Below are 10,772 nucleotides of genomic sequence, written 5' to 3' on the forward strand. Positions count from 1 at the left end.
GCACAGGGGGAAAAGGGGGCCGGGGGGGGAAGTCCCCAACCCCCCCCCTTCCCAGCCCCTGGGCCCCCACCCAGGACCCACTGGCCACACAGCGCACGTCCGGGGTCCAGGGCGGAGCCCCCCGCGCGGCGGAGCCGCAGAATGCTGCACAGCCGGGAAGGGGCGGGGCGGGGGAAGAATCCGTCCCCCACGACGCCGCCGCCGGGCTGGTCGCAGCACTCGCGTTCCCGGAACGCGTGGCCAAGGCCAAGGGCCAGGGGGCCTTCCTCATGGCCTCCGGGACGGGAGCCGAGCTCGGCGAGGGGTCAGGGCTGCGCAGCGCGCCCTGGCTGGCCGTCGCAGTCGCCGACAGGCCGCCGCACTCCGCGTCGGCCCGCGTCCGGCTCGGAGCCCTCCTCGACGAGGACACCGCCCGCAGCGCCGCCGGCCACCTGTTCCGCTCCGGCGAGGAGGTGCACTGGGAGGGCGGTGATCTCGTCGCCCGCTCCGTGGAACGGCTCGGCGCCATCGAGCTCGCCGCACGCCCCCTGCGCACCCCCGACCGGGACCTCGTCAGGGCCGCGCTGCTCGACGGGCTGCGGACCGACGGGCTGGGCCTGCTGCGCTGGACCCCGGACTCGCAGGCGCTCCGCGCCCGGCTCGGGTTCCTGCACCGCACGCTCGGCCCGCCCTGGCCCGACGTGGCGGACGACGGGGAGCTGCTGGAGCGGGCCGACGACTGGCTGGAGCCCGAGCTGTCGAGGGCCCGCCGCCGCGGCGACCTCGCGCGGATCGACGCGGGGCAGGCGCTGAACCGGCTGCTCCCCTGGGCCACCGGGGAGGCCGCCCGGCTCGACGAGCTGGCCCCGGAGCGGATCGAGGTGCCCAGCGGCTCCCGGATCCGCGTCGACTACGCCGCCGAGCACGGGCAGCCCGTACTCGCGGTCAAGCTCCAGGAGCTGTTCGGGCTGGCCGAGACCCCCCGGGTCGCGGGGGTCCCCGTACTCGTCCACCTGCTGTCGCCCGCCGGCCGGCCCGCCGCGGTCACCGCCGACCTGGCCTCCTTCTGGCAGGGCGGCTACCGCGCCGTCCGCGCCGAGCTCCGCGGCCGCTACCCCAAGCACCCGTGGCCCGAGGACCCGGCGACCGCCGAGCCCACCCGGCACACCAACGCCCGGCTCAAGCGCTGAACGGCTCCTCCCGCTGGGGGCGCCGGGTGCGCGCCTCCAGCAGCAGGGCGAGCCCGAACAGCGCGAGGCCGCCGGCCGCCAGCCCGATCGGGGCGTACGTGTGCAGCGCGAGGACCATGACCCGGTTCGACTTGACCAGGTCGACGGTGTAGTCGCTGTAGTCCTCGCGGATCTTCACGTGTCCGGCGAAGACGGTGAGCTTCCCGTCGGGCGCGCTGCCCGCGATGCTCCCGCCGCGCATCTCCTGCTGGATCTCCTGCTCGGCGTTGACGGGCGCGCCGGTCACCGGGTCGACCCAGAACTTCGCCTTGGTCGTGTACCAGAGGCTGGTCCCGGTGGTCTGCTCGAACGTCGCCGGGTCGATGCCCTCGAACGGCATCTTCTTGGGCAGCCCGACCTTCGTCCACGGAACGGTCTGCTCGAAGTAGTAGACGTCCACGCCCTTGAACGTGCGCGGCCCCACGTAGTGGATGGGCGAGGAGGTGCGGGTCTGCTGGTCGAAGTAGAGGTAGTCGCGCGGCTCGGTGAAGAACGGCCACTTGAACTCGATGCCCTCGCGCTTGACCGGGTCCCCGTCCACCGCCTCGCCGGTGGCGTGCACCGGGTCCTGGCTGTGCGCGTCGAAGATGTAGCGCTCCGGGATCTGGGAGACCATCTTCCCGTCCGGGCCCATGATGTGGGTCAGCGTGTCCCAGACCACGACGTCCTTGCCGGCGCTGGCCTCGATCTCCCGCGACGCCTCGACGTTGCCCTTGAGGGTCTGGACGATGGTGACCTTGTCGACCTTCTTGGGCTGCATGGTGGCGTAGTCGATGAGGGTCGCGTCCTTCGCCTCCAGCACCATCTCCTGGTACTGGCTCGGCGGGATCTTGGCGAGCCTGGGGTACGCGTACCAGCGCAGCAGCGGTGCGAGCGCTGCACAGAACACGGCTACGGCTAGCAGGACGAGGCTTGCTCTGCGTCGCATGGCCGGGCCCTCCTCTACTTTCCGGGCGCGGCGGGCGCGGTGGTGAGCAGGGGCTTCGGTGAGGTCTTGCCTTCCGGCGCCCCCGTCGCCGTGATGGCGAAGACGAGGAGCGCCGCGAGGACGAGACCGCTGGCGGCGGCGACGAATGCGCGCATGCCGGGGCCTCCGGAATCTGATGGGGTGTCAGGGCGGTGGCAACGTAGCAATGCGGGTGACAGATGAGAACCGTTTGAGCCACTGCTCGCGCGGGGACCCGAACCGCGGGCGGACACGCCGAGGCCCCGCCCACCGCTCAGGCGGCGGGGGCGGGGCGCGTCAGGGGCGTCAGGGGGTCGGCGTGGGCCCCGGAGCGGCGGCGGACGCGGACGGGGACGGCTTGGGCGAGGGCTTGGGCTTCGGCGGCGGGGAGACCGAAGCCGTGGGCTTCGGAGCGGGCTCGGGCCTCGGCGACGAGGTCGGCGCCGGGCTCGGGGTGGGCTTCGGGCTCGGCGTGGGGCTGGGGGTCGGCTTCGGGCTCGGGGTCGGGGTCGGGCTCGGGCTCGGGGTGGGCTTCGGCGAAGGCGTCGGCGTGGGACTGGGTGTCGGCTTCGGCGAAGGCGTGGGCGAGGGTGTCGGCTTCGGCGAAGGCGTGGGCGAGGGTGTCGGCTTCGGCGAAGGCGTGGGCGAGGGTGTCGGCTTCGGCGAAGGCGAAGGCGAGGGTGTCGGCTTCGGCGAAGGCGTGGGCTTCGGTGTCGGTGTCGGGCTCGGCTTCGGGGGTGTCACCACCGGGATGCCACCGCCGCCACTGCCACTGTCTCCGCCGCTGCCCCGGCCGTCCGGCACCTCGTGCGCGCCCTTCAGGTAATACGTGAACCACGACCGCACCGTCCGCAGGTACGCGGAGGAGTGGTTGTACGACAGCACGGCCCGGTCCAGATCAGCGCCCACCCGCAGGTCACGCGTACCGGCACACAGGTAGCGGCCCGCCGCGAGCGCGGCGTCGTGCACGTTGTTGGGGTCGCGCCGGCCGTCGCCGTTGGCGTCCTGGCCCCACGAGGCCCACGTGGACGGGATGAACTGCATCGGCCCGACCGCACGGTCGTAGCGCGAGTCCCCGTCGTAGGCCCCGCCGTCGGTGTCCGGGATGTTCGCGAAGCCGTTGCCGTCGAGCACGGGCCCCCGGATCGGCCGCAGCGTCGTACCGGAGGCGTCGACCTGACCGCCGCGCGCCTGCCCGGACTCGACCTTGCCGATCGCCGCGAGGAGCTGCCAGCGCAGTCCGCATCCGGGGTCGCTGCCGCCGACCACCTGCTCCGCGCCCCGGTACGCGGCGAGCACGGTCGCCGGTATGCCCTGTGCGCCCTCGGCGCCGCCCGTGGCCACGGGCTCCTCGCGCGGCCCCGGAACCGCAGCGGACGATGCCACGGGCACCGGCGTCGGCGCCGCCCCGTCCTCGGGCAGCAGCACGGCCGGCGGTTCGGGGCTCACCAGCGGCGGCAGCGCGGTGAAGTAGGAGCCGTCCCCCGCGGAGCCGTCGGGCACGGGCGCGGGCTCCGCGACCGGAAGCACCTGGGCCCCGGCCGCCAACGGCCCCTGCGAGGCCGTCAGTACGGCGGCCACGACGGCGGAGACGAGCACGGCGGCCCCGCCCTTGCGCACCACCCGGCCGAACCGGGTCGACATCCCCGTCCCGGCGGACACGCGTCCCGGTATCCGAATCCGAGCCGTCATGAGCCGGACCCCCCTCCCCCTCGACGTCCGCGTGACCCTACGTCAACTCGCTGAACAGGGCACGCATCGTGGGCGGGAATTCACGATTTCCTCATGCGCTGCGCAGGCCACCCATACTGGACGCGCCGGTCGTACCGCACCGGTCGATGAGCCGAGCCCCCGAGACAAGGTCCCATGCCGTTCACTCTCAGCCACGCGGCCGCCGTGCTTCCGGCCCTCCGCCGGTCCGGTCGTGCGCGCGGCCCCCTCGTCGGATCGGCCCTGGTCCTCGGGTCGTTCGCGCCGGACACCTTCTACTTCGCCGGCACGGTGATCTCGGGCCTGGGGCCGTACGCCACCTTCGCGCATTCCCTGCCCGGCATCCTGACCGCCGACGCGGTCCTGACCGCCGTCCTCGCGGCGTGCTGGCTGCTGCTGCGCGAGCCGCTGATCGCGCTCCTGCCCCGCGGCCGGCAGGGCAGGGTGCACGCCTTCGTCCGGGGCGAGGAGTGGCGCGGGCGCCGACTGCCCGCGCTGGCCCTGCGGTTCTACCTCTCGGCGGTCATCGGCTCCCTCACGCACGTGGTGTGGGACGCCTTCACTCACATCGACCGCTTCGGGACGCGCATCCTGCCTGCACTGGGCGAGCCCCTCGCGCTCGGGCTGCCCCTCTACTCGTACCTGCAGTACGGGACTTCGGCGCTCGCGGCCTGCGTCCTGGTCTGGTTCACGGCGACCGCGCTGCGCCGGCTGCCCCGATCGCCGGCCCCCGCGTCCGTCCCGATGCTCGGCCGGGCCGAGGTGTGGGGCGCGCTCGTGCTGGTCCTCGTCTGCGTGACGGTCGGGGTCACCCTGCACGTGCTGCGCTTCTTCACGTACTACGACCGGATCCGCACCCCGCTCGACATCATCCCGACCGTCTGTTTCGGAGCGGGCGGCGGTCTCGCCGTGGGGCTCCTGCTGTACGGGGCCCTCGTGCGCCTGCGTCACAGGCGGGTCCGCGACCGCTCGGACGCGGACCCGAACGCGTCGGACGAGGACACGAGAACGCCCGTCCCCACCGCGTAGGCGGGGACGGGCGCTGTCTCGGCCACAGGTGCGCGGAGATCAGTGCGCGGCGGACTCCCAGTCGGGGCCGACGCCCACGGACACGTCCAGCGGGGCCCGCAGGTCGACGGCGTCGGCCATCTCGCGGCGCACCAGCTCCTCCACCTGCGCGCGCTCTCCGGGCGCGATCTCCAGCACGATTTCATCGTGGACCTGGAGCAGCATCCGCGACTTCAGCCCTGCCCCGGTGATCGCCTTGTCCACGCGCAGCATCGCGACCTTGACGATGTCGGCGGCGGTGCCCTGGATCGGCGCGTTCAGCGCCATCCGCTCGGCGGCCTCGCGGCGCTGGCGGTTGTCGCTGTTGAGGTCCGGGAGGTAGCGGCGGCGGCCGAGGATCGTGGCCGTGTAGCCGGTGGCGCGGGCCTCCTCGACGACGCGGCCCAGGTAGTCCCGGACCCCGCCGAAGCGCTCGAAGAAGGTCTCCATCAGGCCGCGGGCCTCGCCGGGCTCGATGTTCAGCTGCTGGGCGAGACCGAACGCGGAGAGCCCGTAGGCCAGACCGTAGGACATGGCCTTGATCTTGCGCCGCATCTCGGCGTCGACCTCGGAGCGCTCGACGCCGAACACCTGGGAGGCGACGGTCGTGTGCAGGTCCTCGCCCGACTGGAAGGCTTCGAGCAGGCCCTCGTCCTCGGAGAGGTGGGCCATGACGCGCAGCTCGATCTGGCTGTAGTCGGCGGTCATGAGGGATTCGTAGCCCTCGCCGACGACGAAGCCGCGGCGGATGGCCCGGCCCTCGTCGGTGCGCACCGGCACGTTCTGCAGGTTGGGGTCGGTGGAGGACAGCCGGCCGGTGGCGGCGACGGTCTGGCTGAAGCTGGTGTGCACCCGGCCGTCGGCGGCGATCATCTTGACCAGGCCCTCGACCGTGACGCGCAGCTTGGCCTGCTCCCGGTGGCGGAGCATGATCACGGGCAGTTCGTGGTCGGTCTGGGTGGCCAGCCAGGCGAGCGCGTCGGCGTCCGTGGTGTAGCCGGTCTTGGTCTTCTTCGTCTTCGGCAGGTCCAGCTCGCCGAAGAAGACCTCCTGGAGCTGCTTGGGCGAGCCGAGGTTGAACTCGTGGCCCACCGCCGCGTGCGCCTCCTTCACCGCCTGCTGCACGGCGCCCGCGAACTGCAGCTCCATGCCCTCCAGGTGGCTCCGGTCCACGGCGATGCCGGCCCGCTCCAGGCGGGCCAGCAGCTCGGAGGTGGGCAGCTCCATGTCGTGGAGCAGCTCGGCCGCGCCCACCTCGGGCAGCTTCACCGCGAAGGCGTCGCCGAGGTCCAGGACGGCGCGGGCCTGCGCCATCAGGGCCTCCGCCTCGGCGGTGTCATCCGCGCCGAAGGCGAGCTGCCCGTCGGCGGCGGCGGGCGCCAGTTCCCGGTGCAGGTACTCCTGGGAGAGCACGTCCAGCGCGAAGGAGCGCCGGCCCGGCTTGACCAGGTAGGCGGCGAGCGCGGTGTCCATGACGGCCCCGGCCAGGGTCCAGCCGTGCTCGGGGAAGACCCGCATCAGGGCCTTGGCGTTGTGCGCGACCTTGGGCTTGGCGGCGTCGGCGGCCCAGGCGGCGAAGGCCCGCTCGTCGGCCTCGTCCAGTGCGGACGGCTCGAACCAGGCGGCGGCTCCCCCGGCCGAGGCGAGCGCGATCTCGGAGACGTTGCCGGTGCCGAGCGCCCAGCTGTCGACGGTGCAGATGCCGAGCGGGGCGCCCGCGTGGCTCTCCAGCCACGGCGCGAGCTCGCCGGCGCCGAGCACGGAGCCGTCGAGCTCCACCGCGGCGGCGGCCGCCGGGGCCGGGGCCTCGTCCTCGGCGGCGCCCGGGTCGACGGCGAGCAGCCGCTCGCGCAGGGAGGCGTTGCGGATCTCCAGTACGTCCAGGACCCCGGTGACGGCGCTCCGGTCGTAGGGGGCGCGGACCAGCTCCGCGGGGGTCTTGGGCAGGGCGACGTCCTTGACCATCTCGGTCAGGACCCGGTTGAGCTTCACGGCGTCCAGGTTCTCCCGGAGGCTCTCCCCGGCCTTGCCCTTGACCTCGTCGGCGCGCTCCACGAGCTCGGCGAACGACCCGAACTGGGTGATCCACTTGGTGGCGGTCTTCGGGCCGACGCCCGGGATGCCGGGGAGGTTGTCGGACGGGTCGCCGCGCAGCGCCGCGAAGTCCGGGTACTGCTGGGGGGTGAGGCCGTACTTCTCCTCGACCTCTCCCGGGGTGAACCGGGTCAGCTCGGAGACTCCCTTGGTCGGGTAGAGCACGGTGGTGTGCTCGGAGACCAGCTGGAAGGAGTCGCGGTCGCCGGTGACGATCAGCACGTCGAAGCCGAGGGCCTCGGCCTGCGTGGCCAGCGTCGCGATCACGTCGTCGGCCTCGAAGCCGTCGACCGCGAACCGCGGCACGCTCATCGCGTCGAGGAGCTCGCCGATCAGCTCCACCTGCCCCTTGAACTCGTCGGGGGTCTTGGAACGGTTCGCCTTGTACTCGGGGAACTCCGCCGCGCGCCACGTCTTGCGGGACACGTCGAACGCCACCGCGAAGTGCGTGGGCGCCTCGTCGCGCAGCGTGTTCGCCAGCATCGACGCGAATCCGTAGACGGCGTTCGTCGACTGTCCCGTCGCGAGCGTGAAATTCTCCGCAGGCAGCGCGAAGAACGCCCGGTACGCCATGGAGTGCCCGTCCATGAGCATCAGGCGGGGGCGGTCCGCTGCGGTCGGCTGGTCGGTCTTCTTCGATGCTGAATCTGCCACGCCCCCGATCCTAGGCGCCGCCACTGACAAAACCGGACGGGCTGCGCGGCAGGGCAAAGGGGGCGGGGCAAATCCGGAGTCGGCGCCACGGACGGAGCGTGACAGGATCGGATGCGTACGAAGAAGACTGCTCGAAGGGGAGCGACATGGCCACCAAGCCGCCCACAGGTGATCCCGTACAGGACGCACCGCAGGTAGCGCCCCCTCAGCACGCGGCCGCCGGCCTGCCCGCCATCGGGCACACCCTGCGGATCGCGCAGGAGCAGATGGGCCTGGCCCGTACCGCCCGCACCCTCCTCAAGGTCAACCAGAAGAACGGCTTCGACTGTCCGGGCTGCGCCTGGCCCGAGGGCGACAAGCGGCACACCGCCGAATTCTGCGAGAACGGCGCCAAGGCCGTCGCGGAGGAGGCCACCCTGCGCCGGGTCACCCCCGCGTTCTTCGCCGCGCACCCCCTGGCCGACCTCGCCGACCGCTCCGGCTACTGGCTGGGCCAGCAGGGCCGGATCACCCAGCCGATGCTCTTGGAGGCGGACGGCGACCGCTACGAGCCGGTCAGCTGGGAGCGGGCCTTCGAGATCATCGCGGAGGAGCTGCGCGCCCTGGACTCCCCCGACGAGGCCCTCTTCTACACCTCCGGCCGCACCAGCAACGAAGCCGCCTTCCTCTTCCAGCTGTTCGTCCGCGAGTTCGGCACCAACAACCTCCCCGACTGCTCGAACATGTGCCACGAGTCCTCGGGCTCCGCGCTGAACGAGACGATCGGCATCGGCAAGGGCAGCGTCTCCCTCGAAGACCTCCACCAGGCCGACCTGATCATCGTCGCCGGGCAGAACCCGGGCACCAACCACCCGCGCATGCTCTCCGCGCTGGAGAAGGCCAAGTCCGCCGGCGCGAAGATCATCTCGGTGAATCCGCTGCCCGAGGCCGGCATGGAGCGGTTCAAGAACCCGCAGACCCCCCTCGGCATGCTCAAGGGCACCGCCCTCAACGACCTCTTCCTCCAGATCCGCATCGGCGGCGACCAGGCCCTCTTCCGCCTCCTGAACAAGCTGGTCATCGAGGCGGGCGGCGCCACCGACGAGGAGTTCATCCGCGAACACACCCACGGCTACGAGGAGTTCGCGGCCGCCGCCCAGGACACCGACTGGGACGCGACCCTCACCGCCACCGGCCTGACCCGCGCCGACATCGAGCGCGCCCTCGCCATGATCCTGGCCTCGAAGCGCACCATCGTCTGCTGGGCCATGGGACTGACCCAGCACAAGCACTCCGTCGCCACCATCCGCGAGGTCGTCAACCTGCTGCTCCTGCGCGGCAACATCGGCCGCCCCGGCGCCGGCGTCTGCCCCGTCCGCGGCCACTCCAACGTCCAGGGCGACCGCACCATGGGGATCTTCGAGCGCCCCGCGCCCGCCTTCCTCGACGCCCTCGACAAGGAATTCGGCATCACCTCGCCCCGCGAGCACGGCTTCGACGTGGTCCGCTCCATCCAGGCCCTGCGCGACGGCGAGGCCAAGGTCCTCTTCGCCATGGGCGGCAACTTCGTCGGCGCCACCCCCGACACCGAGGTCACCGAGGCCGCCGTCCGCCGCGCCTCCCTGACCGTGCACGTCTCCACCAAACTCAACCGCTCGCACGCGGTCACCGGCAGGCGCGCCCTGATCCTGCCCACCCTCGGCCGCACCGACAAGGACGTCCAGGTCACGGCTCCCGGCAAGAAGGGCACGGCGCAGTTCGTGACCGTCGAGGACTCCATGGGCATGGTCCACTCCTCCCGCGGCAACCTCGCCCCCGCCTCCCCGCACCTGCTCTCCGAGCCCGCGATCGTGGCCCGCATGGCCCGCGCCGTCCTCGGCAAGGCCTCCGCGACCCCGTGGGAGGAGTTCGAGAAGAACTACGCGGCCATCCGCGACCGGATCTCCCGCGTCATCCCCGGCTTCGAGGACTTCAACGCCCGCGTCGCCCGCCCCGGCGGCTTCCAGCTCCCGCACGCCCCGCGCGACGAGCGCCGCTTCCCCACGAAGACCGGCAAGGCGAACTTCACCGCCGCCCCCGTCGAGTACCCGCACCTCCCGGCGGGGCGCCTGCTCCTGCAGACCCTGCGCAGCCACGACCAGTACAACACCACCATCTACGGCCTCGACGACCGCTACCGCGGGATCACCGGCGGCCGCCGCGTGGTCATGGTCAACCCCGAGGACGCCGCCGAGCTCGGGCTGGCCGACGGCTCGTACACCGACCTCGTCGGCGAGTGGCGCGACGGCGTGGAACGGCGCGCACCCGGCTTCCGCGTCGTGCACTACCCGACCGCCCGCGGCTGCGCCGCCGCCTACTACCCCGAGACCAACGTGCTGGTGCCCCTCGACGCCACGGCGGACACCAGCAATACCCCCGCGAGCAAGTCCGTCGTCGTGCGCTTCGAGCCGTCCTGATAGAACGACTCCAGGACAAGATGGTTAACGAACGTTGACGAACGGAGTCGGCCCATGGGCGAGCAGCAGCACGCGGTGAAGTTCCCGCAGGAGGTCCTCGACGAGTACACGGCCCTGGGCATCGACCTGCCCGCGCTGTTCTCGGCGGGCGACCTCGGCAAGCGGATGGACATCCGCATCCTCGAAGCCTCCGCCGAGCGCGTCGTCGCCACCATGCCCGTCGAGGGCAACACCCAGCCGTACGGACTCCTCCACGGCGGGGCCTCGGCCGTGCTCGCCGAGACCCTCGGCTCGGTCGGCGCGATGATGCACGGCGGCATCACCAAGGTCGCCGTCGGCGTCGACCTGAACTGCACCCACCACCGCGGCGCCCGCTCCGGCCTGGTCACCGGTGTCGCGACCCCCGTCCACCGGGGCCGCTCCACCGCCACCTACGAGGTGGTCATCACCGACGAGCAGGACCGCCGGGTCTGCACCGCCCGCCTGACCTGCCTGCTGCGCGACGTAGAAGCGGCCCCCGGGGTCTGACCCCGTCGAGGGCCGGCCACGGGCCCGGGGGGGGTCGGCCGCCCCGGAGACAGAAGAGGGGAACCCCCACCCCCCCCCCCCCCCCCCCCCCCCACCCCCCCCCCCCCCCCCCCCCCCCCCCCCCCCTTCTTTCCCCCCCTCCCCCTACCC

The 10,772-nt window shown here is 72.7% G+C and carries 8 protein-coding genes; 4 read left to right on the forward strand and 4 right to left on the reverse strand.

Features of this window, described 5'->3' with window-relative positions; all coding sequences use genetic code 11:
* On the forward strand, positions 1-1,169 hold a 1,169-nt coding region (locus tag ACFWBW_RS30875), incomplete at its 5' end, for an ATP-dependent helicase C-terminal domain-containing protein (RefSeq protein WP_385379356.1).
* Here the strand turns inward: ACFWBW_RS30875 and ACFWBW_RS30880 are convergent.
* From ACFWBW_RS30880 to ACFWBW_RS30890, 3 genes are all read right to left on the reverse strand, one after another.
* Positions 1,159-2,136, reverse strand: coding sequence for a DUF3068 domain-containing protein (locus ACFWBW_RS30880; protein WP_385379359.1), 978 nt, complete (start codon positions 2,134-2,136; stop codon positions 1,159-1,161). The two genes, ACFWBW_RS30875 and ACFWBW_RS30880, sit on opposite strands and share 11 nt — an antisense overlap.
* 14 nt (positions 2,137-2,150) lie before the next feature.
* Positions 2,151-2,291, reverse strand: coding sequence for an SPW_0924 family protein (locus ACFWBW_RS30885; protein WP_250744997.1), 141 nt, complete (start codon positions 2,289-2,291; stop codon positions 2,151-2,153).
* 169 nt (positions 2,292-2,460) lie between these two features.
* Positions 2,461-3,798, reverse strand: a complete 1,338-nt coding sequence (locus ACFWBW_RS30890) for a lytic transglycosylase domain-containing protein (protein ID WP_385379465.1) — start codon at positions 3,796-3,798, stop codon at positions 2,461-2,463.
* 222 nt (positions 3,799-4,020) lie between these two features.
* Here ACFWBW_RS30890 and ACFWBW_RS30895 point away from each other — a divergent pair, with 222 nt between their 5' ends.
* On the forward strand, positions 4,021-4,893 hold the full coding sequence (locus ACFWBW_RS30895; RefSeq protein WP_385379362.1) for a DUF4184 family protein: 873 nt from the start codon (positions 4,021-4,023) through the stop codon (positions 4,891-4,893).
* Positions 4,894-4,932: 39 nt separating this feature from the next.
* On the opposite strand, the gene polA is transcribed toward ACFWBW_RS30895, so the two are convergent.
* The gene (gene polA / locus ACFWBW_RS30900) at positions 4,933-7,659 is read right to left on the reverse strand and encodes a DNA polymerase I (protein ID WP_385379365.1); all 2,727 of its coding nucleotides are present in this window, start codon (positions 7,657-7,659) and stop codon (positions 4,933-4,935) included.
* 146 nt (positions 7,660-7,805) lie between these two features.
* Between polA and ACFWBW_RS30905 the strand changes: the two genes are divergently transcribed.
* Positions 7,806-10,094 carry an FdhF/YdeP family oxidoreductase gene (locus tag ACFWBW_RS30905; RefSeq protein ID WP_385379368.1) on the forward strand — a complete coding sequence of 763 codons (2,289 nt, stop codon included), beginning with the start codon at positions 7,806-7,808 and terminating at the stop codon, positions 10,092-10,094.
* A 54-nt stretch (positions 10,095-10,148) separates the two neighbouring features.
* Positions 10,149-10,622: a PaaI family thioesterase gene (locus tag ACFWBW_RS30910; protein WP_385379371.1), complete on the forward strand. Its 474-nt coding sequence runs from the start codon at positions 10,149-10,151 to the stop codon at positions 10,620-10,622.
* The last annotated feature ends 150 nt before the right edge of the window (positions 10,623-10,772 follow it).

This window comes from Streptomyces sp. NPDC059957, from assembly GCF_042730015.1.
In the GTDB taxonomy this organism is placed as follows: Bacteria; Actinomycetota; Actinomycetes; order Streptomycetales; family Streptomycetaceae; genus Streptomyces.

What these genes read in the sequence shown, in the direction of transcription:
- ACFWBW_RS30880 (WP_385379359.1), bottom strand. Translation starts at nt 2,136, where the DNA reads ATGCGACGCAGAGCAAGCCTCGTCCTGCTAGCCGTAGCCGTGTTCTGT.
- ACFWBW_RS30885 (WP_250744997.1), bottom strand. Translation starts at nt 2,291, where the DNA reads ATGCGCGCATTCGTCGCCGCCGCCAGCGGTCTCGTCCTCGCGGCGCTC.
- ACFWBW_RS30890 (WP_385379465.1), bottom strand. Translation starts at nt 3,798, where the DNA reads ATGTCGACCCGGTTCGGCCGGGTGGTGCGCAAGGGCGGGGCCGCCGTG.
- ACFWBW_RS30895 (WP_385379362.1), top strand. Translation starts at nt 4,021, where the DNA reads ATGCCGTTCACTCTCAGCCACGCGGCCGCCGTGCTTCCGGCCCTCCGC.
- ACFWBW_RS30905 (WP_385379368.1), top strand. Translation starts at nt 7,806, where the DNA reads ATGGCCACCAAGCCGCCCACAGGTGATCCCGTACAGGACGCACCGCAG.
- ACFWBW_RS30910 (WP_385379371.1), top strand. Translation starts at nt 10,149, where the DNA reads ATGGGCGAGCAGCAGCACGCGGTGAAGTTCCCGCAGGAGGTCCTCGAC.